At 49.3% G+C, this 22,086-nt stretch carries 16 protein-coding genes, 3 tRNA genes and 1 pseudogene; 7 read left to right on the forward strand and 13 right to left on the reverse strand.

Features of this window, described 5'->3' with window-relative positions; translation table 11 throughout:
- The 5 genes from EJO50_RS05890 to EJO50_RS05910 form a co-directional block, all read right to left on the reverse strand.
- The gene (locus tag EJO50_RS05890) at positions 1-699 is read right to left on the reverse strand and encodes a response regulator transcription factor (protein ID WP_125972360.1); all 699 of its coding nucleotides are present in this window, start codon (positions 697-699) and stop codon (positions 1-3) included.
- 67 nt (positions 700-766) lie between these two features.
- Positions 767-1,867 carry a ferrochelatase gene (gene hemH, locus EJO50_RS05895; RefSeq protein ID WP_125972362.1) on the reverse strand — a complete coding sequence of 367 codons (1,101 nt, stop codon included), beginning with the start codon at positions 1,865-1,867 and terminating at the stop codon, positions 767-769.
- 28 nt (positions 1,868-1,895) lie between these two features.
- Entirely contained in the window at positions 1,896-3,836 is a 1,941-nt protein-coding gene (locus EJO50_RS05900; RefSeq protein ID WP_125972364.1) for a transglutaminase TgpA family protein, read from the reverse strand.
- Entirely contained in the window at positions 3,833-4,816 is a 984-nt protein-coding gene (locus EJO50_RS05905; RefSeq protein ID WP_125972366.1) for a DUF58 domain-containing protein, read from the reverse strand. The genes EJO50_RS05900 and EJO50_RS05905 overlap by 4 nt, the downstream gene beginning before the upstream one ends.
- Positions 4,816-5,727 (reverse strand): AAA family ATPase, encoded by a 912-nt coding sequence (locus EJO50_RS05910; protein ID WP_125972368.1) that lies wholly within the window; start codon positions 5,725-5,727, stop codon positions 4,816-4,818. Before EJO50_RS05910 ends, EJO50_RS05905 begins: the two co-directional genes overlap by 1 nt.
- Before the next feature lie 207 nt (positions 5,728-5,934).
- On the opposite strand from EJO50_RS05910, the gene EJO50_RS05915 reads away from it, so the two are divergent.
- Entirely contained in the window at positions 5,935-6,867 is a 933-nt protein-coding gene (locus EJO50_RS05915; RefSeq protein ID WP_233702181.1) for a histone deacetylase family protein, read from the forward strand.
- 119 nt (positions 6,868-6,986) lie between these two features.
- On the forward strand, positions 6,987-9,002 hold the full coding sequence (locus tag EJO50_RS05920) for a hypothetical protein (protein ID WP_125972370.1): 2,016 nt from the start codon (positions 6,987-6,989) through the stop codon (positions 9,000-9,002).
- Between the two features lie 89 nt (positions 9,003-9,091).
- Here the strand turns inward: EJO50_RS05920 and EJO50_RS05925 are convergent, their stop codons facing one another.
- Positions 9,092-10,513: an inorganic phosphate transporter gene (locus EJO50_RS05925; protein ID WP_373280525.1), complete on the reverse strand. Its 1,422-nt coding sequence runs from the start codon at positions 10,511-10,513 to the stop codon at positions 9,092-9,094.
- A 155-nt stretch (positions 10,514-10,668) separates the two neighbouring features.
- Positions 10,669-12,114 carry a protein adenylyltransferase SelO gene (locus EJO50_RS05930; protein WP_125972374.1) on the reverse strand — a complete coding sequence of 482 codons (1,446 nt, stop codon included), beginning with the start codon at positions 12,112-12,114 and terminating at the stop codon, positions 10,669-10,671.
- A gap of 66 nt (positions 12,115-12,180) precedes the next feature.
- Between EJO50_RS05930 and EJO50_RS05935 the strand changes: the two are divergent.
- Positions 12,181-12,670 (forward strand): annotated as a pseudogene (locus tag EJO50_RS05935) (YbaK/EbsC family protein).
- A gap of 55 nt (positions 12,671-12,725) precedes the next feature.
- Here the strand turns inward: EJO50_RS05935 and EJO50_RS05940 are convergent.
- The 5 genes from EJO50_RS05940 to EJO50_RS05960 form a co-directional block, all read right to left on the reverse strand.
- A complete protein-coding gene (locus tag EJO50_RS05940; protein WP_125972376.1) occupies positions 12,726-14,333 on the reverse strand; it encodes a methyl-accepting chemotaxis protein in 1,608 nt (535 codons plus the stop codon).
- A 482-nt stretch (positions 14,334-14,815) separates the two neighbouring features.
- Positions 14,816-15,943 (reverse strand): ATP-binding protein, encoded by a 1,128-nt coding sequence (locus EJO50_RS05945; protein ID WP_125972378.1) that lies wholly within the window; start codon positions 15,941-15,943, stop codon positions 14,816-14,818.
- 501 nt (positions 15,944-16,444) lie between these two features.
- Positions 16,445-16,529 (reverse strand) — tRNA-Leu (locus EJO50_RS05950).
- 68 nt (positions 16,530-16,597) lie between these two features.
- Positions 16,598-16,682: transfer RNA gene (locus tag EJO50_RS05955), tRNA-Leu, on the reverse strand.
- A gap of 61 nt (positions 16,683-16,743) precedes the next feature.
- A tRNA-Leu gene (locus EJO50_RS05960) sits at positions 16,744-16,828 on the reverse strand.
- A 135-nt stretch (positions 16,829-16,963) separates the two neighbouring features.
- Here EJO50_RS05960 and rnr point away from each other — a divergent pair.
- Positions 16,964-19,693 carry a ribonuclease R gene (gene rnr / locus EJO50_RS05965; protein ID WP_125972380.1) on the forward strand — a complete coding sequence of 910 codons (2,730 nt, stop codon included), beginning with the start codon at positions 16,964-16,966 and terminating at the stop codon, positions 19,691-19,693.
- Positions 19,694-19,743: 50 nt separating this feature from the next.
- On the opposite strand, the gene EJO50_RS05970 is transcribed toward rnr, so the two are convergent.
- Positions 19,744-20,085 (reverse strand): hypothetical protein, encoded by a 342-nt coding sequence (locus EJO50_RS05970; protein WP_125972382.1) that lies wholly within the window; start codon positions 20,083-20,085, stop codon positions 19,744-19,746.
- A gap of 122 nt (positions 20,086-20,207) precedes the next feature.
- Between EJO50_RS05970 and EJO50_RS05975 the strand changes: the two genes are divergently transcribed.
- From EJO50_RS05975 to EJO50_RS05985, 3 genes are all read left to right on the forward strand, one after another.
- Entirely contained in the window at positions 20,208-20,567 is a 360-nt protein-coding gene (locus EJO50_RS05975) for a hypothetical protein (protein WP_125972384.1), read from the forward strand.
- 340 nt (positions 20,568-20,907) lie between these two features.
- A complete protein-coding gene (locus tag EJO50_RS05980; protein ID WP_125972386.1) occupies positions 20,908-21,615 on the forward strand; it encodes an SIMPL domain-containing protein in 708 nt (235 codons plus the stop codon).
- Positions 21,612-22,019: a protein YgfX gene (locus EJO50_RS05985; RefSeq protein ID WP_125972388.1), complete on the forward strand. Its 408-nt coding sequence runs from the start codon at positions 21,612-21,614 to the stop codon at positions 22,017-22,019. Before EJO50_RS05980 ends, EJO50_RS05985 begins: the two co-directional genes overlap by 4 nt.
- The last annotated feature ends 67 nt before the right edge of the window (positions 22,020-22,086 follow it).

The raw sequence follows: 22,086 nt of genomic DNA on the forward strand, positions 1-22,086 counted from the left end.
TTACCCCTCAACATCCTGAGCTTGATTAGGTTGCTTCTCAAGTAAATAGCCTAGACCACGGATAGTACGGATCACGACGCCGCAAGGATCTAGCTTTTTACGCAGGCGGTGCACGTAAACTTCGATTGCGTTCAGGCCCACTTCTGCATTTTCTGAGCCTAATTCACCGACAATCTGCTCTTTTGTGACTACACGGTCAATATTGGACATCAGGATTTCCAATACGGTGAGCTCACGTGCAGACAGATCAAGCGGTGTGTCATTACACCAGGCACGCTGGCCCGCACGATCCAAACGCAGATTGCCCAGTTGCTGCACGGACTGCGGTAAGATTTTGCTGCGACGAAGCAGGGCACGCAGACGTGCCTCAAGTTCGGAGAACTCGAATGGCTTCGCGAGATAGTCATCGGCACCGGCATCTAAGCCCGCTACGCGATCTTCCAGGCCATCAAGAGCCGTCAGGATCAGGATAGGCAGGGAAGGTTTATGCTGACGAACGTTTTTTAAAACCTGCAGGCCGTCCATATTTGGCAGGCCAACGTCCAACACTACAACTTCGTAGTCATTGTGCAGTAAAATTTGTAAGGCTAGAGCGCCATCGTTAACACAATCAACTTGAAAATCAGCCTGAGACAGGCTGGTTTTCAAAGCGTCAGCGAGAATTAGGTCGTCTTCAGCGAGAAAGAGCTTTGTGCTCATATTCTGAACCTCGTTTTGTAAGAATAAGCTTACCGGCAGTTTAACTGTAATTTCTTCAATACCCAAGTTAATTTTGTGCACCTAAAGCCTGGGCTCTGCTTAATGTGCATAGTTGTGTATTGTCTATAGCAGTGTTGTCAGTAAGTAGCCAGCCAGAAAGCTCTTTTTTTGTCAGCGCGGTTAAAGCATCTATCCATAAGGGGGAGTCATTCAGGCAGGGTATAAAGTGATAGTCCTTACCGCCGGCCTGTAAATAGTCCTGTTTCCCTTCGATGGCAATTTCTTCAAGCGTTTCCAAGCAGTCAGCTACAAATCCAGGGCAGATTACATCCAGTCTGCCTGTATTGGCTTTTCCCAGTTGCTTCAAGGTGGCAGTAACATAGGGTTGAAGCCACTCTGCACGGCCAAAGCGGGATTGAAAAGCAACGGTATATTCGGATTCTGCAAGATCGAGTTCCTCAGCTAATAAGCGTCCCGTTTTACGGCAATAACAGTGGTAAGGATCGCCTTTATCCAGGGTATAGCGTGGTACGCCGTGAAAACTCATCAATAAATGATTGCCCCGGCCTTTTGTTTGCCAGTATTCACGAACGCGTCCGGCCAGTGCTTTGATATAGCCTTCGTCATCGTGAAAACTACGCACTGTACGCAGGGCAGGCTGGTTGCGGTAGCCCGCCATAACCCGGCTCACTTCGTCAACGACTGTTGCACTGGTGCTAGAAGAATATTGTGGGTAGAGCGGCAGGATAAGTAATTTTTCACAACCAGCAGCTTTCAGCTTGTCCATCTGTGCAGCAATGGATGGCTGTCCGTAGCGCATGGCATAGTCAACCAGAACCTCTTTATGGCCTTGCTCTCCCAGCCAGCCTTTTACAAGTTTTGACTGTTTTTCTGTCCAGACTTTTAGAGGAGAACCTTCGCTCATCCATACACTTGCATATTTGACCGCTGTTTTTTTGGGGCGAAAAGGCAGAATAAATGTGTTGAGAATGATCCACCAGGCAGCTTTTGGTATTTCTACCACACGTGGGTCAGACAAAAACTGGCGTAGATAGGGGCGAATGGCCGCTGATGTCGGGGCCGCAGGCGTGCCCAGATTGACGAGTAAAACACCGATCCGGCTGGATTGGTCGTGTCGGAACGGGGGTTCGGGTAGAAATGAGGACATAGTGGCAGACTCGAATGGATTGCCTGAATCATAACAGGCTCTGTTTAATTTGATTATGTGTGTAGTGACGTACTGCTTTGCGAAGCCTGATAAGTGCTGCGGTATCTTTTCCATAGCGTGCGGCAATGTACTGCTGGGTGATGTAATGAATAACATCGTGATGCTGGGGTAATTGCGAGCTGGCGCGCAGGCTAAATGCAAGCGGTCCTTCGTGGGGAAGCTGCAGGCAGCCTTTGCGGGCGAGCTGACGGCTAAAACGCTGCCATATACGGCTGGCCGGGTCTCGTTTTATAGCTGTATTCCGAGTGGCGAGTAAAAAGAGCAGGGCAAGAATAAGGCTGCTGGCTAATGCCATTCGCAGGATAAATTCGCCGGATAAGGCGTCTGGGATGCCCAGCTTTTTGAAAAGCTGTATTTGTCTGCGCGAGTCGTAGCCGATCACCCACTGATTCCAGCCGTTAATGAGACTATCCCAGTTTAATCGCAGATTATGTATCCATTCGGGTGGAGCGCCTTCCATAAAGGGCAGGCTGTCTGCCTGGCTTAAGTTGATGTCCGGTCCGTTATTGATGCGCGAAGGGGCAATGACAGCAGTGGGATCGACGCGCTGCCAGCCGCTTTGGGCTAGCCATACTTCGCTCCATGCATGGGCATTGGCTTGCCGCACAATTAGGTATTTACCACGGCTGTTCCACTCTCCGCCCTGATAGCCCGCAACTACTCTGCTGGGGATGCCAGCTGCACGCATTAAAAATGTAAAGCTGCTGGCGTAATGCTCGCAAAAACCCTGTTTGTTCTTAAACAGAAAAGTGTCTATACCATTTGGGCCTTTATTGAGCGGGGGTTGTAGAGTGTAGCTAAAATGGCCGTGCGTTAAGAAATTTAACCCCTGTTTTACACGCTCTGGCGGAGAAAGCGCTCGCCAGCTTGCTGCTAGTTTTCGTGCCTGCGGGTTTCCATTTTGTGGTAGTTGCAATGCACTTTTTATGGTGTCGTCATCGCTGGTGCGCCAGAGCAGAAAGCTGCTTAAGCGATAGCGTTGTCGTTGGCTGATCGGGGTGTTGTTGACGGCTTGCAGTCGGTTACTAAGCAGTGCGCTGTCGGGGAGTGTGCCGGGGATGTCAAGGGCCAATAGCCAGTTTAAGTTGTGTGGCTCCATTGTCATGGTGTAGTTCATCACCGGGCCACGGGCAGTGATGGCCGGGCCTCCGGCTATATTAACCGGCATTTGTAGCCATGCTTCTCCGTCAAAGAGATCAAATACGGGGCCTCGCCAGTATCTGGCTGACATTTTTGGGAGGGTATTTTCAAACTCGACTCTGAATGCGACGGACTCGTCACGTGCTAACTTACTAAAGTCACCGGGCCGCATTTCATCGCTTAAACCGGTGCGGCCAACAGTCTGCTCGTCAGGCATACTCCAGAGCGGAGGAATACGGGGGAAAAAAACAAATAGAAAAATGGCAAAGGGAATAGCTTCAAACAGCATGTAAATTAACTGTTTGCTCATAAGCTGCCATGTTTGAAGGCTTTGCCATTGTATTAGCTGCCCGGTGATTGCTAGCATAGCAAAACCGGCCCAGCCTAATATCCAGCTTGAGGACACACTTAAAAACCCCGCTCCCACTAAAAAGTAGGCCAGTAAGCTAATCACTTTAATATCTCTTTGCGTGCGGGTTTCAAAGAGCTTGACCGTCGCCAGGCAGGCCAGCGTGGCAACGCCCCCCTGTCTGCCTATTAAGGTTTGGTAATCCAGCCAGATTAGAAAAAACAAACCTGAAGAAAGAATGAGACTGAAAAAGGCGGGAGGGAGCGTTTTGCCGCTATAGGCAATCCATGCGCGCCAGAGTAAAAGTGAAGCCAGCACCAGTGTCAGCCAGGGGCTGAATTGCAGGCTATGGGGGGCCAGCACCAAGGCTTGCGTAGCAATCAGGTATTGAGTGGGTTTGCGGGCAAGTGTCGTGTTCATTGCCACTTGCCGGTCGGGGTTTGCTGGGCGTCGTTATCAAATAGGGCCAGTGCATTGAGGCAACTGATCTGATGGGGTTCTCCCAGCGCAGGGGCAATTTGCAGGCCGGGGAGAGAGAGGCCGTAGGGCGTGCCTATTTGCTGTGCCGCCAGTATCCACGCCGTTAATCTTGACAGGCGAGCTTCTGTTTCCAGCTGGGAGAGCTGATCCCAGCTAAAAACCTGCGGGGCTGCAGCTTGCGAATTAAAAAACTTAACCGGTAGCGATTCACTGTGTGCCGCTTGCTTCCAGGCTATTCTGCGTAAGGAGTCCCCTGCCTGATAGGGGCGTAAGCCTGCAAAGTCTTCTTCACCGCGTCCTGTGTTATTTTCCTGGTTGTTTTCGGTTTGCCAGGGGGGCGGATCGTTTTCCGGGCGGGGCCAGACAATACAGCGGACGGGGCTGTTAAGATAGCTCCAGGCATGGCACCAGCCAACAGGATAATCACTGGATAAGTGCAGGGCCGGCGCATTTAGCCAGCCGCGTTTCTGGCTGAGTAAGGGGATGGCGAGCTTTGCTTCGTGTTCAATAATATTAAGACTGACAGATGTTTGATGAAGAAAGTTAAAGGCCAGAGCATGTCGGCTTAAGGTGCTGCTATGGCGGATATGAAGAGGGAAAGCTGCAACTTCACCGGCAAAAACGGCGGGTGCATCAAAGAGTTGTAATCGCAACTTTAACAGGTTTCTGAAGGTGCGAAACAGCACTGCATGGCCAAGGCCTAACAGCGTAAAGGCAAATAAATAAGCCAGGCTAAGCTGGTAATTGATCGCTCCGATTAAAATGAGCAGGGCGGTAAAACAGAATGCGTAACCAAAACCGCTGGGCAAAATATAGATGCGGTCATACCGAAGGACGACCGCGCTGCGCTGCGCAGGGTGACGCTTGTTAAACCAGCGATGAAGCCAGCGTTGCCGGCTTTGCTTAAGTTGATTGAGCATTAGGGAATCGGGGTTTCCAGAATCAACGCTTTGACCATTTCAATGGCGGTTTTACCGCTGCCTGCCATCACCAGTCTGTGCTGGGTTACTGGTAGAAAAACAGCTTGTATATCTTCGGGTAAAACTAAATCACGGCCATCTAGCCAGGCCCAGGCTTGTGCTGCATGTAAAAGGCCTAAGGCTGCACGTGGGGATAAACCGCACATAAACCGGCCTGGCTGACGTGATGCTGCGATCAGTGCTTGTACATAATCGAGCAGCGCAGGGGCAATGTGCACATCGCGCACTGTTTTCTGGCTGCTCTGCAAATCGCTGCTGCTGATTGCTTCTGCTAGTGTTTCAATCAGATGGCGGCGATCGGATCCTGATAACATGGCACGCTCGGCATGTATGTCGGGGTAGCCTAGCTCAATACGCATCAGAAACCGGTCCAGCTGGGATTCGGGCAATAGGAAAGTGCCAATCTGATGGGATGGGTTTTGTGTGGCGATCACAAAAAATGGCTCGGGTAGCTGCCAGGTCGTGCCATCGGCGGTGACCTGGCCTTCTTCCATTGCTTCTAGAAGGGCCGACTGGGTTTTGGGAGAAGCGCGGTTAATCTCGTCAGCCAGCAGTAGCTGGGTAAAGAGCGGGCCGTGATGAAATTGAAAGCGCTGATTCTCTTTGTCAAAAATCGAAATCCCCGTCAGATCGGCAGGGAGCAGGTCGCTTGTAAACTGGACTCGTTGAAATTTAAGGCCCAGTGTGCGGGCCAATGCATGGGCTAGTGTTGTTTTGCCAACACCGGGTAAGTCTTCAATTAGTAAATGGCCCTGTGCCAGCAGGCAGGAAAGCGCCTGACGGATTTGCACGGGTTTGCCGAGAATAATGGCTTCGAGTTGCTTGAGTACGGCAGGCAGGCGTGGTGCCATGGTATGGCTTCCTGTTTATTTATCACTTCAGTGTTGACCATGAAACGCAAACTGTCTATTCGCTTTCGTTGCCAGTACATTTGCTCAGGGCGTAAACTGATAGTCAGAATGGTTTGTATTAATGTTTGATGTAGCCTGTAGCAGGCTGAATGATGATGGATCAAGCAGGTGGCGAAGGCAGCCTGTTTTTTTAAAGGGGTCGTGCCTGTGAGTAGTGTTCCAAGTGCTTATATTAGTCACCCTGCCTGTGCGATGCACAATATGGGCAAGGGGCATCCTGAGTGTGCAGAGCGCCTGGAGGCTATAAAAGATCGTTTAATGGCCGCAGGGATATGGGATTTTTTGTGGCATATTGATGCGCCTGCTGCCACGCGTGAGCAATTGGCATCTGTGCATGGCACAGAATATTTAGACCGGCTGGCGTTGATTTCTCCTGCTCAAGGTTTTGTACATGCTGACCCGGATACTGCGATGAATCCTTTTACTTTGCGTGCTGCCTATCATGCCGCAGGGGCCGGGATTGCTGCCGTGGATGCGGTGATGCAGGGAAAGGCAGCCAATGCCTTTTGTGGGGTACGCCCTCCGGGGCATCATGCAGAAAAAAATAATGCGATGGGGTTCTGTTTTTTCAATAATGTAGCCGTTGCGGCACGTTACGCCATAGAGAAATATGCTCTGGAGCGGGTGGTGATTGTGGATTTTGATGTGCACCACGGTAATGGTACCGAGGATATTTTTTGCGAAGATCCGCGAGTGATGATGGTGAGTTTTTTTCAGCACCCCTTTTTCCCCTATTCTGGGGATGAGCCTCGTGGTGCGAATATGCGTAATTTTCCTATGCCCCGCGGCACGACCGGGGTGCAGTTTCGTGACTTGGTGACCGAGCAGTGGCTGCCGGTTTTAAATGAATTTGCACCGCAGCTGGTATTCATTTCGGCAGGCTTTGATGCTCATCTGGAAGACGAGATGTCGACGATGGGCCTGGTTGAGGCAGATTTTGCCTGGGTGACCAGGCAGCTGATGAAAATCGCAGATCAGTATGCTTCGGGACGCATCGTTTCCTTTTTGGAAGGGGGATATGATCTTTCTGCACTGGGGCGTAGTGTGGCGGCGCACATTAAAGAACTGGCGGATATCTGATGCAGCTTTTATTTGCAGGACTTATTGCAGCTTAAAGTTGCCCTTTCGATAAACTGACAAGCTTCTTTGCTACTCTTTTGCTATAAATGCCACTGGGATGACAATAAGTGGACAGGATCATGCGAGGCTTACTCTTACTTCTGCTGTTTGGTGCGCTGGCGGCCTGTGGTGGCGGAGCAAGCGATGTGACTGCCAGCTCAGTGGCCAGTGGCGCAGCCCGGCTCTCGCTTGTGTTGCAAAATGTTGCCGGGCAGGCTTCGACGACGGTTTACGCAAATTCAATGACGACTCTTGTTGTGAGTTTGAGTGACGCCAAGGGCGTGCCCTTGAGTAACCGTATTGTGAAGCTTAGTGTTAACACCCCTTCTCTTGGCAAAATTAGCCCTGATACCGTATTAACTGATTCGTTTGGCCGGGCGCAGTCGCAGCTGATCAGTAATGACAATACCGGCGCAGATGTAATAAACGCCAGTATTGACGTGGATGGTAAGTCTTATAGTACCGCTTTTAATTACAGTATCAGATCGCTAGATTTTATCCTTGGCATACCCAGACTTGATTTGAGTACACTGTCTGCGGGGGGAAGTGTGGGGGTGTCCGTCTCTTTGACAAATAGTGAAACAGGTTTGGCACTGGATATGCCGCTTAGTGTGAGTTTTAACTCGCCTTGCGCTGATGCCGGCAAGGCGTTGTTGTCGACGCCGGTTTTGTCGATTGTAAATATTGTGAATGGTGTAAAAGCAGCCAGTGCATCAAGCACTTATCAGGATAAATCTTGCGCAGGTGCTGATGAAATTACGGCAACTGCAACATTGGGCGGTATTAGCCGCTCTGCCAAAGCCAGTCTTACCGTACTTGCCGCTGCGGCGGGCAATATTGAGTTTGTCAGTGCGGTTCCGGAGCTGATTTCTTTGCCGGGGACCGGGGGCAATACCAGTGCCGTTGTGCAGTTCAAGGTGAAGGATTTACAGGGCAGCCCTTTGGGCGGGCAGTGGGTGGATGTTGTTCTGAATAGCTCGGTTGGTGGGATTTCTTTAGTGCAAAGTGCAGCACAAAGCCAGCCGGGGTCAGGCTTAGTGCAGGTCGTAGTGAACGCAGGATCAGTGAGCACCGTGGTGAGGGTAACTGCTACGCTGCGCGGTGCAAATCCTTCAATTAGCAGTCAGTCTAATGCGTTGACTATTTCAACGGGCTTGCCACATCAAAATGGCTTTAGTTTGTCGGCGAATATTGCCAATCCGGAGTTCTACTCCGTGGATGGCAATGAGATTGTGCTGACTGCGCGTGCTTCTGATCGTTTTGGTAATCCCGTGCCCGATGGTTCTGCGGTGAGCTTTATGACCGAGGGCGGTATAGGAACGATTGCCCCGCGCTGCAGTATGGTTAATGGGGCTTGCAGCGTTACACTGCTGAGCTCGGGTGACCGGCAAAAACTGGTCGGAGCAGGGCGGATGACGGTGCTGGCGCATATGGTAGGAGAAGAGAGTTTTAATGATTTAAATGGTAACGGGGTGTTTGACTCGGGGGAAAGCTGGTCGGATCAGGGTGAGGTTTTCTTAAATGGCAATGAAACCGCGCATGCTGCACCCCTTTCTTTACTGGCAGTTGATGGCTCGGTTTATGTGGAGCCCTTTATTGATTTTAATGGTGATGGAATATATAACGGGCCGGATGGGCAATATAATGGCGTATTGAGGTCCTCAAGTATCGCCGGTTCGGTGGCAAAAACTATTCATGTGTCGAGCGGCAAAGTGATTATTTGGTCCGCCAGCTCCTTAGGCAGTAATGTGCTGACCTACCCATTGAGCGCAGGCAAGCTTTGTGCATCGGGGAGTCTGATTAGCCAGTTTGCCTTTGCTGCGCGAGATAGTAACGGCAATGTTTTACCGGCTAAAACACAGGTCGATCTAGAAGTTATTCAAACGGTTTTGGTCGATGCGCTGGGTAATGCCATTAATAACCCTGCACAATTAACAGGTTTGAGTAGCTTTATTGTACCGAGCACATCCGCCGTTTCATCTTTTGCCGGCACTTTGTCTGCTGTGGCTTGCCCGATCCCGGCCGATGCCCAGCTGGTGGTAAAAGTGAAATTTCCAAGTGGCATGGAAAATTCGCAAAGTGTGCCGCTCAATTAAGTTTTAAATTACACCGATAGTTACGATATGAATAAGAAAGGCCATGTCTTATGACATGGCCTTTTAGATCTTTAGATCGTCAGTGCCTTTTATTTAATCCAATGACTTGCCGCAATAAATAAGCCACCTGATAGTGCCATTGAGACAGGTAGTGTCAGAGCCCAGGCCAGCAGGATGTTTTTCACTGTCTGGCTTTGCAGGCCGCTACGATTGGCGACCATGGTTCCTGCTACGGCAGATGATAAAACATGGGTAGTTGAAACGGGCATGCCGGTCAGGCTGGCAATGCCGATGGCAGATGCTGCGGTAATCTGGGCAGCCATCCCCTGGCTGTAGGTCATGCCCTTATTGCCAATTTTTTCACCAACAGTCAGTACAATCCGCTTCCAGCCAATCATGGTACCCAGCCCCAGAGCCAGTGCAATCGCAATAATCACCCACTGCGGGGCATATTCGGTGGTGGCTGAAAGATCTTTGCGCAGGCGATCCAGGTCGGCTTTTTCTGCCGAAGTGATGCTTGGTAGCTTGCTGACTTTTTTAGCAGTGTCATCAAGGCAGAGCAGCAAGCGGCGCACACGGATACGTTCATCCTCGGAAAGCTGCTCGTAGTTGTGAATGCCTGCCAGTTTGGTTACCAGCTCATTGCTAGCTGGCATGGTTTGCCTGGAGTCGCACTTGAATTGCGGTGGTAACGGGTCCTGTGCACTTTGATCGATATAGTTACTTAGCCGGTAGCTATTGCGGCTGTAAAATTGCTGTAGATGCAGAGCGGCATCGTGTGTGCGCTCGATTTGGTAAGTGCTGCTGGCCATATCCACTACAAATTTACCTGGCACAATGCCGATCAGTACCAGCATTAAGAGGCCAATGCCTTTTTGTCCGTCATTGGAGCCATGTGCAAAGCTGATACCCATGGCAGAGACAATGAGCGCAACGCGGGTCCAAAAGGGTGGATGTTTTTTGCCATCTAATGCTTTACGCTCATCAGGCGTATTGTGCATGCGCGACTCGGCGCGGAACTTTTTCAGCAAAAGAAGCAGACCACCCGCAACCAGAAAGCCTACGGTAGGTGAAATCAGTAGTGATAGCATGATGTCGATTGCTTTCTGGGTGTTGATGCCTTCAAGCAGAGGGATGCTTGTCATCCAAGCATTGGCAATCCCCACGCCAAGAATGGAGCCAATCAGAGTATGCGAACTTGATGCGGGTAAGCCCAGATACCATGTGCCCAGATTCCAGATGATTGCCGCAGCCAATAGCGCGAAAACCATAATAAGGCCTTGCTTGGATCCTACATTGAGCAAAAGCTCGACAGGGAGCAGATGAACAATGGCATAAGCGACACCCAGTCCGCTCAGAAGTACACCAAAGAAATTACAGATACCCGATGCAACCACAGCCAGATGAGGGGGCATGGCCTTGGTGTAAATAACCGTAGCAACAGCGTTGGCCGTATCGTGAAAGCCGTTAATAAATTCGTAGGTAAGTACAAAGCCAAGGGCCAGAACCAAGCTGATGGCAACGCCATAGTCAAGACCACTAAAAATATCGGGCATGGTAGGGGGAAATGAGTGATGACGGCGCGATTATGCCCCAAAATCGTTATGTCCTGTTTTGATTTCACTCGTGTAGCCGTAAATAATCCTTAGTAAAATATTTACTGTTTTTAGGACGAGCAAGAAACGCCGATCTGTGCAGCCCACTCTGGTGGCAGCTCTGCATAATGCTCAAAATTGGTTTGTTCATCAAAGGGGTGCATCAGGCATTGCTGTAACGCTTTGATTTCTTTGAAATCACCTTCGTCTCTGGCTTTGCGAATAGCAATTTCGGCCAGGTAGTTGCGCAACACATATTTGGGGTTGACCCGATTCATCGCCGCTTGCCGTTCAAGAGGATTGCGTGCTTCTGTACTAAGGCGTGTCTGATAATTGGCAAACCAAATATCAAAAGTGGCTCTGTCTTGGAAATGATTACGCAGTTGTGAGCCTGATGTGGGTAGATTACGCCAGAAGTAGGTCCAGTCGCAGTGGCTATGGTGCATTAGTTCAAATAGTCTGGTGATCAGATTCCAGTCGTCTTCCTGCCAGTGAAGTAGCCCTAGTTTCTGGCGTAACAAATTGGCGAAATGGTTTTCAAATTGTCCTTGGTAGCTCTGCAGGGCATGTAGCGCTGATTCTTTGTCCATTAGAGGAAGTAAGGTCTGTGCCAGAACGTGCAGATTCCAGAGCCCGATCTCGGGCTGCTGCTGGTAAGCATAGCGTCCGGCACTGTCAGAGTGGTTGCAAATATGCCCTGCATCAAAGCTGTCCATAAAGCCAAAAGGGCCGTAGTCGAGGGTAAGCCCCAGTATGCTCATATTGTCGGAATTCATTACGCCATGGCAAAAGCCGACAGCCTGCCATTTTGCAATCATGAGTGCGGTGCGCTCCACTACGCTTTCAAGCAGAGCGACATAGGGATTGCTGGCCAAAGCACAATCCGGGTAGTGAGATTGAATTACCCAATCGGCGAGTGTTTGTAGTGAATCAGGATTTTGGCGATGGTACTCAAAATGACCAAAACGCACAAAGCTGGGGGCGACACGCAGAACCACGGCGGCAGTTTCAAGCTTTTCCCGCCATACGCTCTGCTCCGAGCCTGCCATGCCAAGTGCACGGGTTGTGGCAATTCCAAGCCCGTGCATGGCTTCGGAGCATAAATATTCACGGATTGATGATCTCAGTACGGCTCTGCCATCGGCACGGCGTGAATAGGGGGTGGGGCCTGCTCCTTTAAGTTGCATTTCCCAGTGGCGGCCATTGGGGGCGAGATACTCTGCAATTAAAATGGCCCTGCCATCACCAAGCTGGCCTGCATTGACGCCAAACTGGTGACCGGAATATATGCTTGCGATAGGCTCGCTACCCTGTGGCAAGCGATTACCGCAGAGGTAATCAGTAAGGTTAGGTTGCTGTTCGGCCATGCTTTCAAATCCCATTTCATGGGCTAATTCGGTATTCCAGGCCATCAGATAGGGGGCGGGAAGTGGCGTTGGTAATATGCGTGAGTAAAAATGCCCGGGTAGACGACCAAAGCGTGGTGTCAGTAATATCTGATCAAAAGTGGCTTTCATTGTGGGGCAAACCAGAGTGATTTAGTCGGGTATTGTAACTCTTTTAGCGAGAATTTGAGGTGGGAAATGAGTGAAAAAGCGCCAGTGACTCAAGCGATACGCACCCTGCGCCAGTATGCGGTGGCCTTTGGCGAGTGCTTGTATGCTTATGAGGAAAAAGGCGGAACAGCTGTGTCGGCCAGAGAGCTGGGCGTAGAAGAGCACGCAGTGATTAAAACACTGATTATGGAAGATGAAAAAAAAACAGCCCATGATTGTGTTGATGCACGGTGATTGTGAGGTTTCTACCAAGAATCTGGCGCGATATTTAAAGGTAAAGCATATTGCACCATGTCAGCCGGAAGTGGCAAATCGCCATTCTGGCTATGTGGTAGGCGGAACCTCGCCCTTTGGTACCAAACGTGTGATGCCGGTGTATATGCAGGCGAGCATTGCCGAGATGGGGCTGATTTATATCAATGGTGGCAAGCGGGGATTTTTGGTGAGTTTGGAGGCGAAAGAGGTGTTGCGCGTGCTTAGGCCGGTATTGCTGGATATGGCCAATTCCCATGAATAAGCTGCCCACATCAGCCATGGCGCTCTGGGCCTGGCTGATGTGGCGGCCTGCTATTCTATAAGTTAAATCTGGCCACGACGGTCTGTAGTGTCAGAACCTGTTGATCGAGTTCAAATGCGGTGTTTACATTGGCATGCACTGCAAGGTTGTTTTCTTCGCTGGCCTGTGCAATCCGCTCAATATTCTGGCTGATCAGATTGCAAACCTGGCGCTGCTCGCGCAGTGAATCCACAATGGCGTGAATGGCTGTATGCACTGAGCGGGCTGCATTATGGCTGCTTTGAACGGATGCTGCGGCGTCGCCCGCATGCTGTACTCCGATTTGTACTTCGCTTAGTGCCTGATTCATGATGGTGGCAGCCTCCGTGGTGCCGGTTTGAATGGCATTAATCGTTTCATTGATTTCTAGCGTGGACTGAGTAGTGCGTTCTGCAAGTTTTCTGACTTCGTCGGCGACGACGGCAAAGCCCCGGCCCATATCGCCAGCCCGCGCGGCCTCAATGGCAGCATTAAGCGCCAGCAAATTGGTCTGATCGGCGATATCGCGGATTACGCGGGCAATTTGCCCGACGGCGTTAGAGCGGTCCTGTAGTTGTAAAATGCGCTGGGTTGCAGTGCCGATTGTGCAGCTCATTTGCGATAGCGCTGCCTGAGTGGCCTGAATAACCTGGCCGCTGGTGTGGGTAGTGGCGAGTGCTATATCGGTCGACGAGCTGACGTCTTCCGAGTTGTCGGTAATGATGGATACGCTGACCGTCATTTCTTCTACGGAGGAGGCCAGAGAGGCTGAAGCCTGGTTTTGTAAATCAATGGCAGCCGATGTCTGTTTGCTCCCTTGGCTTAATTCGCTCGATGCGCTGCCGATTGCTGTGGAGCTTTTCGCAATTTCTTGTACTGCGCTGCGCAAGCTCTTTTGCATTTCTCCGAGTTTATTCAGTAGTGTGCCCAGCTCATCTTTGCTGGCGCTGGGTTTGTCTTTGCTTAAATCTCCCGAGGCGATAACGTCGGCAAATTGGGTGGTGCTGCGCACTGCATGGCTGATGTCCCGGATAAGCCATGCCGAAATGGTGATCAGAATGAGGGCGATGACAACGAGTAGTACGATATTGAATGCACGCGTCGCGAGATAGGCCTGCTCTGATGCTTCATGGTCTTGTTTTGCTACATCCAGTTGCAATGTGATGAGTTCTGATATTTTGTCAGAGACAGGTTCAATGGCAGGATACATTTCACGGATCACTAATTGATCCAGAGCTGCCGTATCTTTGTTTTTTATTGCTTGTTTGAGTTTATTGCTTATCTGACTGGCCCGTTTCATAAGCTGCTCGTTTTCATTGGCTAGCTTGCTTTCTTTTTCAACCATGCTGCTTGCCATGTAATGGCCCCAGTCGCGGGTAATGCCTGCCTCTGCTTCATTAATCAGAGAGGCGCCTTTTTCTGCGCTTAGGCTGCCATTGCGTACTTTGTGGCTGGTGTCCACAATGTTGACCGCATAAAAATCAGCGACGTTTTTAAGGTCGCGCAGAGGAACAACACGATCTTGGTAGATGCTGTTTATAGTCTGATTTGCTTGGTAAATGCCATAGAGCCCGATTAGGCTGGTGATCAGCATTGCAATGATCCCCAGAGCACTCATGATAATTAAACGTAAGCGTAATGACATGGTTGTCTCCGGCTGTTCTGTAAACGTTATGTGAGGTATTTTTAAATAGATTAGCAATTATTACTATATCTTTTTTGTGTGAAATAAAAAAATCATATTTTTGCGTTATGTTTTTAATAGCGGGTTGTTTTGTTTGTTTTTGAGTGGGCGTTTTAATTTTAGGTTTTTGAATATTTTTTTGTAAGGTTTTTTTGCTGGTGTGGATTATCGAATGTGTAATCCGTCTTGCTGTAAATTCCATGGTTTAATTGTTATGGTTTATTTTTGTTGCTTAGCTGTATGCATTTCTATTTTATTGTTGCGTAGTTTGTTTTTTTCTTCCAAATGGGCAGGTTATTTTTTATTGCTGGCAGAGACATTGATTCGTTAAATTAAAGTGACTGTTTGTTTTTGTTGTAAGGATTGTTCAAATAATGGTTGCCATTTTTAATGACAACCACAGACGTATTTTTTGAACGAACATACCGTTCAGCTTGATGCTTTTATGCAAAAGGGTGTTCGGTTTGTATCCATTCTTCAAAATGGTCATCTTCAAAGCGGTATATGCCACGGTCTTCTCTGGATAAATGCTGCTTGTCAAATAAGCGTGCCAGCGCATTGTTTACAGTATGGTTTGCCAGCTCGCTAAGCCCCAGGTGCTGGCCTAGTTTTTGTCTTGTGCTTTTGCTGCTTAATCCTGTTTTCCTTGTGGCAATAAATTGCAGAATAAGCTGATCTACTGGTAAAAGTTCATTCCATAGGCTGTCAAACCCCTGGTCGGTATATGTTTTTGCCAGCGCTCTTTCTATTGCGGTATCGCAGCCATGAAAAGGGCGTATCAAATATTCTTCTAGAAAACGTCTGAATAATTCAGGCGTTTGTTTGAGCTGCTTAAATGCCGAGATACCCTCTTCAAGGCTGATGTGGTAGCTGCTATCCAGAATATGATTGCTAACATTAATCATGTGTTGAACAAATAAATTATCCAGAAGCGGGAATGGCTCGACCGGTGCCCAGTTATAAAAGGGCTGATTTGATTTGGCAAACATATCACGCAAGGTGTGTTCGCTGCTGCCTGTGAAGATAACGTGAATTCTTTGTTTCCGCACATCCAGCCCGGCTCGAAGTGCTGCAGCCAGATGATTATTGCTGGTGGTGGCTAAAATTTGGGCTTCGTCGATAAGCAGCAAAATAGTGTCGTTAGTCTGATCTATTTTTTGCCACATTTTATTCATTAAGCTTGATGCACTGATGTCATTTTCAAAGCGGGTTTCAAGACTGCCTTCAGCAAGAGGGCTTTTTGCATTGACTTTAATTGAAGCAATTTGTTTGTTGCTGATTTTTTTGATGCGATCAAAAAAACCATTGCTGTTTTGCAGGCTGTTAATGACCGTTGAGGCAACGCCTTCGCTGGTATTGTCCCGGCACTCCCATAGATTGATGTAAATCACCCGGTAGCCTTGCTTGCAGGCCTGGGGGCAGAGGTCTTGTAGTAAAAACTCGGTTTTACCCATGCGCCGGCGTGCAAATAGCGCGCGGCTGTTGCTGAGTTTTAACGCGAAGCTCTTCAGGTAATAGTCAGCCAGCTCTGGGCGTTGAAAATGCCAGTCGGGTGCGCTTTTTTTATCCATGTTTAGTAATGTCTAGAGTAATTAAACATATCTTAATTATATAGATAAAGGTAAACGAGTCTAGGGGAGGTAATTACTGAGCGGGGAAACAGCGTGGGAAATCTCTTCGAATGGGAAGGGGGACTGTATTTTTGGGGCAGCAGAGCGTTAAAGGGCACGAGTGATATTCGCGTGCCATATTGTATTTTTTGCGCTGTTCGGCCTTAAAATTGCAGCCATCTTGGCCATGAATTAATAAAGGGCGTTGATTTTTCTGGTGGCATAAGCGTATTGCTGGGTTTTTATGTTTTGGAAGTAGAATGAGAAAGCCGGAGGACAATTGGATGAAATAGTCACCATGGCAATCTTTTGGGGATCTTGTGGCAATTAGAAAATGACGGGGAAAAGCGATGGGGCGGGGAAGGCGTTGAGCGCTGGATGATCTTGCTCAATTAATGCGCAGATGACCATATCTGCTCTGACCAGATCGCTCATATTAGTGTCTAAGCTACTTTTAAAACTTGGTGCCCAGAAGAGGATTCGAACCTCCACACCCGAAGGCACATGGACCTGAACCATGCGCGTCTACCAATTCCGCCATCTGGGCAATGCCTATCACTATTTCAGAAGTGATCGTGTAAATATCAACAACAACTATCTACTACTCTTAAAACATGGTACCCAGAAGAGGACTCGAACCTCCACACCCGAAGGCACATGGACCTGAACCATGCGCGTCTACCAATTCCGCCATCTGGGCAATGCCTGCTACTACTTCAGAAGTGATCGTGCAAATATTAATAACTACTGCTTTTAGAACGTGGTGCCCAGGAGAGGACTCGAACCTCCACACCCGAAGGCACATGGACCTGAACCATGCGCGTCTACCAATTCCGCCACCTGGGCGCTCTAAAAGCGTTAGAATGTTGCTGCGCCTCACTTAAGAGGAGGCGATTATTGTTAAAAGCGGACTCCATGTCAAGAAATATACCGAAGAAATCTTTAAGAATTTCCACTATTCCCAATCAGGAGGCCCCGTCTATGAGCGGCCGTTCCAAAAAAATCAAAGGCATACGCGCGTCAGACCCATTTCTTGAGCGTGAACGCGAACGTTATGAATCTCCGCTTCCCTCGCGTGAATTTGTGTTGCAAGTGCTCACCGAGCATGGTGCGCCGATTTTTGTTGACGAATTAATGAGTATGTTATCCATCCTTCCCGAAGAAGAAACCCAGTTTCATCGCAGAATGGCCGCAATGGAGCGTGAAGGGCAGGTAATGATTAACCGGAAAGGGGCGCTTTGCCTGCCGGATAAACTTGATCTTCTACAGGGGCGGGTACAGGGGCACGCCGATGGTTTTGGCTTCCTAGTGCCTGACGATGGCAGCAGTGATCTTTACCTTGGGCCTAAGGAAATGGCCAAGGTTTTACATGGGGATCGTGTACTGGTTCGCCCGATGGGGCTGGATCGCCGTGGGCGGCGTGAAGGCAGTATTGTTGAAGTATTGGTGAGATCCACACAAAAATTAGTGGGCCGCCTGCATGGCGAGCATGGTGTATTTACGGTAAGCGCCGAAGATAAGCGTATCAGTCATGAAATTCTATTAGAGCCCAATGGCACGATGGGTGCTGAACACGGGCAGGTGGTGATGGTCGAGCTGGTGGCACAACCTTCGCGTTATTCGCAGCCGGTAGGCCGGGTGGTTCAGGTTCTGGGTAATTATGCTGATCCGGGGATGGAAATCGAAATCGCCCTGCGTAAGCATAATTTACCGCATGAATTTTCTGCCGAGGCGATTTTGCAAGGCGAAGATACACCCGGCAAAGTGCGCAAAAAAGACTGGAAAAAGGTGCTAGATACGCTGGAGCGAGAGGATTTACGCGATTTGCCGCTGGTGACCATTGATGGTGAAACGGCCAAAGATTTTGATGATGCAGTTTATGCCGAGAAAAAAGGCAAGGGCTGGCGCTTGATCGTAGCTATTGCCGATGTAAGCCACTATGTCTTGCCGGGGGATGCGCTGGATGTGGGCGCAATCGAGCGTGGAAATTCGGTGTATTTCCCTCGCCGGGTGATTCCAATGCTGCCAGAAGCCCTATCTAATGGTATTTGCTCTTTAATGCCTGATGTAGAGCGCCTGTGTATGGTATGTGATATGCAGATTAGCGCTAAGGGCGAGATCAAAAAATATCGCTTTTATCCGGCGGTGATGCATTCTAAGGCTCGGCTGACTTACACCAAAGTATGGGATATGGTGCAGCATCCTGATGGTGAAATAGCACGGCAATATCAGCATGTATTGCCGCAGATCGATACGCTTTACGCGCTGTTTAAAGCATTTTCTGCGGCACGAGCTTTACGTGGCGCCATTGATTTTGAAACCGTTGAAACGGAAATGCGTTTCGATGATAAAGGCAAAATCAGCGAGATTGTGCCTGTTGTTAGAAATGACGCGCATAAGCTGATTGAAGAATGCATGCTGGCCGCCAATGTGTGTGCTGCAGATATTCTGCTTAAAAAAGAGCACGAATGCGTTTACCGCGTACACGAAGGCCCGACGCCGGAAAAACTTGAAAATCTGCGTACTTATATGAAGAGTGTGGGTTTGTCGCTGGATGGGGATGATGATCCTACCGCTGGCGATTACGCCGTACTGCTGGAAAAAATCAAGCTGAGGGATGATGCGCCGCTGTTGCAAACCATGTTACTCAGATCACTCTCGCAAGCCGTATATAGCCCTGATAATAAAGGTCACTTTGGCTTATCTTACGATGCATATACACACTTTACATCCCCGATTCGCCGTTATCCGGATCTGCTGGTGCACCGGGCAATCAAAGCGATTCTGGCCGGTAAAAAATACACGCCAAAAATGAAATGGGAAGCCTTAGGTACTCAGTGCTCCATGACAGAGCGCCGGGCAGACGAAGCCAGCCGGGATGTGCAAAATTGGTTGAAGTGCTACTACATGCAAGACAAGGTTGGTGAAGAATTTGAAGGCGTGATTTCTGCGGTCACAGGCTTCGGCATTTTTGTCTTGCTGGATAATGTCTTTGTTGAAGGACTGGTGCATGTTTCCGAGCTGGGCACTGATTACTTTCACTTTGATGAAGTTCGCAAAGAGTTGAAAGGCGAGCGTACTGGCCAGGTTTATCGCATCACGGGCCGTGTAAAAATCAAAGTAGCCCGCGTTTCGCTTGAAACCAGCAAGATTGATTTTATGCTGGTTGAAGAAAAACCAACCTGGGGAGATTTACCAGCAGCAGGTCGCCGTAATGCTCCGCCGCGTGGTGCTGCACCAAGAGGCAATAAACCTAAGCCTGCCGTGCAAGAGCAATCTTTGCCCGCTATTGAGCATGCCAAAACAGCCGGGAGCCCGGCCAAACGTGTCAAAAAAACGGCGGCACGTAAAGTGGCAAATATCCCCGTCGCAACGCAGGCTCCGGTGGCTGTGGTAAGTAAGCCTGCTCCGGGCAGGCGTGCCGTACGTAAAGCCCCGGGGGCGGTGGTGCCCACAGTACAGCAGCCTGCAATCCCTGTGGTGGAAGATGGTGTGAAAAAGGCAGCGGCACGCAAAGCAGCCTCAAAGGCTGCCAAAGTTTTACCTGGAGCACCTGCTGTGAAAGCCGCAGTCAAACCGGGAAGTACGCCTTTGCCGGGTAGTGAAGCAAAGCCTGCGACCAGAAAGCCAAGGGCGCCCAGGGTGAAACCAGCTGTTGTAAAAGTGGTCACAGCAGAGGGGGCCGTGGTCAGTAAGCGCAAACCCAAGTAATCTTTTTGAAACAGCCTGCTGACTGCTGGCTGTTTTAGCAGTGCTTATGTTCAGAAGATTTTTAATGCTTTAAGTAAGTTTTCGCGTTGTATCGCGTTAATTTCTTTTACCTGCACAATGTGGCGGAACATGCTGATTTGCCCCATCAGAGAGGTACAGCTGATGGTGCCAGTGAAGTCGACGTAGTTCTTTTTGTTGATCTGCATGTCCGGGATATCCAGGTACACATGGCAAGGGGTCCCCACTTTAACCTCCTTATCTGTCAGTATAATGAGGTTGTGTTCGGCCACCTCAACGGCGATGCCATAGATGGGGGGAATACTGGGGGCTGTGACCATTGCGGCGCGCCAGCTTACTTTTTTGCGAGAATGGGTATCAGTTGTTTGGTTCATGATGCTTATCAAAATGGGCAGAATTATTTGCCGTTGAAAATACAGCGTAGCACTCGCCGTGCTAACCTTGTGCCTGAATACCGCACTGCGGTAAAGATATACTTTTAACCAAGGAGTTCTGCATGTTTATCGTCGATCGCTCGGTTGCTATTATTAAGCCACGGCAACCTTTTCTCGATTGGCTAAATAAGTTGCCTGGAAATGACATCCAGCTGACTTTGGAAGAAGTGCGTTGTGACTGTACCTCTATTTTGATCCCTGAAGCGAATGAAACTGAAGACGGCATCGCATTCATTGATGAAATTGCTGAAAAACTGTTTGAAATGGAGCTGGCTTCCTGGGGAGCCGAAGAGCAGCACTGGCCGGAAAAGCGCAATCTTAAAGCATTCTGGGAATGGTTTGATGTTGAAGTACATCTGGGTGTCATGGACGCGGTAGCGGAAGATATTCACAACACTCCTACAGATCATGGTTATCACTGAGAAGGTGCTGTTTTAAGTGATTTCACTTGTTCTAGTGCAAAAAAGGGCGAGTTCTCGCCCTTTTGTTTTACGGCTAACCATTTAAGTACAATTGACTTTCTTTACGTAAGAAAGAAACACAAAGCCGGACCGGCTCAATGATAAAAATACGCATAAACAGCCTGATACTTCATGATATGTAATGGCTAGAGAAAGACGTTGGTAAGAATGGTGGGCCGCTTGATTTTGTATGAGCAGCTATAATCTGGTTAATGTTAATTTTTACTTATATCTTTCTTTTTTGTTTTGATTAGAGTAGCGGTGCCGAGTTGATTTTGTAAGTGATGAGGAGATTCTGACGATGAAATACTTTCTTTCCGCTGCCATGCTGGCTACGGTGACATTAGCAATGGCGGCAAATGAGGCCCCTGTTTTTAATGTGGTTAATCTGGATGCCAGCGTAACGCGTGAAGTTCCGAATGATTTGGCCAGTGCAGTTTTGTTTGTGGAGCTGACAGATACGGACCCCGCGCGCCTGAGCGAAAAAATTAACCAAACTTTGGCCGCTGGGTTAAATCTGGTAAAGCAGCAAAGTGTGGTTCAAAGTGGCGGGACAACTTATGCAACGTATCCGCTTTATAGTAAAACCAACAGGCAGGAAGGCTGGCGCAGCCGCGGTGAATTACGCATTACTTCCCGTGATTTTGCGGTGTTATCCAAATTGCTGACTCAGCTGCAGCAACCGCTTGCCGCTGGCTTGTCAATGCAGCTTGCCAATGTGAGCTACGGTGTTTCGGATGTCACGCGTGCAAAGGCCGAAGACGCCTTGATTGAAGAGGGGCTGCAGGCATTTAAGCATCGTGCAGATCTGATTCAGAAAGGCTTTGCAGCAAAGGGCTGGAAGATGATAAATGTTAGCGTAAATACCTCAGGCAGCTATCGTCCACAGCCGGTCATGATGGCGAAAAGCAGCACAATGGAAATGTTCAGAATGGCTGATGCGCCCATAGAATCAGGTGACAGCCGATTAACTGCCAATGTTTCAGGCAGTATTCAAATCAGCGAATGAACCCCGCGCCGCTTGTGCTGACATCTTCCGTTTGGGAGCTGCGCTGTTTGTATCTGAGCCATGCTGTGGCAGCGCTTGCCTGTGTTTTTTCTCCCAGCTTATGGGCCATCACACTTGTGGTGGCCTTTTCTTTGTATCGTAGTCTTTATCGAAAGCCACCTGCTCCCCGCTCTGTGATGGCTCTGCCTGATGGGCAACTCAGGCTGGCTATGGGCGATGGTAAAGAAGTCGATGCTGCTCTTTTGCCTTCCAGCCGGGTGCTTGGCTCTCTCATTATTTTGCATCTTGTGGGTGAAGGGCGGCGTATCAATCTGGTGCTCTGGCCCGATAGTGCACCGGCTGAATGTTTACGGCAGTGGCGGGTCTGGTTGCGCTGGCAGTGGCCGGTTTTGCAAAAGCGCTAAATATCTATTCATTTTTTGTGCTTGATGCCGGGCGGCAAGGGCTGTGATTGCATCGCTATGTTTACTT

The organism is Iodobacter ciconiae (assembly GCF_003952345.1).
Taxonomy (GTDB): Bacteria; Pseudomonadota; Gammaproteobacteria; order Burkholderiales; family Chitinibacteraceae; genus Iodobacter; species Iodobacter ciconiae.

Bases quoted from the DNA above. Each gene is read 5' to 3' on its own strand.
- EJO50_RS05945 (WP_125972378.1), bottom strand. From the start codon at position 15,943: ATGGATAAAAAAAGCGCACCCGACTGGCATTTTCAACGCCCAGAGCTG.
- rnr (WP_125972380.1), top strand. From the start codon at position 16,964: ATGAGCGGCCGTTCCAAAAAAATCAAAGGCATACGCGCGTCAGACCCA.
- EJO50_RS05975 (WP_125972384.1), top strand. From the start codon at position 20,208: ATGTTTATCGTCGATCGCTCGGTTGCTATTATTAAGCCACGGCAACCT.
- EJO50_RS05940 (WP_125972376.1), bottom strand. From the start codon at position 14,333: ATGTCATTACGCTTACGTTTAATTATCATGAGTGCTCTGGGGATCATT.
- EJO50_RS05980 (WP_125972386.1), top strand. From the start codon at position 20,908: ATGAAATACTTTCTTTCCGCTGCCATGCTGGCTACGGTGACATTAGCA.
- EJO50_RS05970 (WP_125972382.1), bottom strand. From the start codon at position 20,085: ATGAACCAAACAACTGATACCCATTCTCGCAAAAAAGTAAGCTGGCGC.
- EJO50_RS05905 (WP_125972366.1), bottom strand. From the start codon at position 4,816: ATGCTCAATCAACTTAAGCAAAGCCGGCAACGCTGGCTTCATCGCTGG.
- EJO50_RS05930 (WP_125972374.1), bottom strand. From the start codon at position 12,114: ATGAAAGCCACTTTTGATCAGATATTACTGACACCACGCTTTGGTCGT.
- EJO50_RS05900 (WP_125972364.1), bottom strand. From the start codon at position 3,836: ATGAACACGACACTTGCCCGCAAACCCACTCAATACCTGATTGCTACG.
- EJO50_RS05910 (WP_125972368.1), bottom strand. From the start codon at position 5,727: ATGGCACCACGCCTGCCTGCCGTACTCAAGCAACTCGAAGCCATTATT.
- hemH (WP_125972362.1), bottom strand. From the start codon at position 1,867: ATGTCCTCATTTCTACCCGAACCCCCGTTCCGACACGACCAATCCAGC.
- EJO50_RS05985 (WP_125972388.1), top strand. From the start codon at position 21,612: ATGAACCCCGCGCCGCTTGTGCTGACATCTTCCGTTTGGGAGCTGCGC.
- EJO50_RS05920 (WP_125972370.1), top strand. From the start codon at position 6,987: ATGCGAGGCTTACTCTTACTTCTGCTGTTTGGTGCGCTGGCGGCCTGT.
- EJO50_RS05890 (WP_125972360.1), bottom strand. From the start codon at position 699: ATGAGCACAAAGCTCTTTCTCGCTGAAGACGACCTAATTCTCGCTGAC.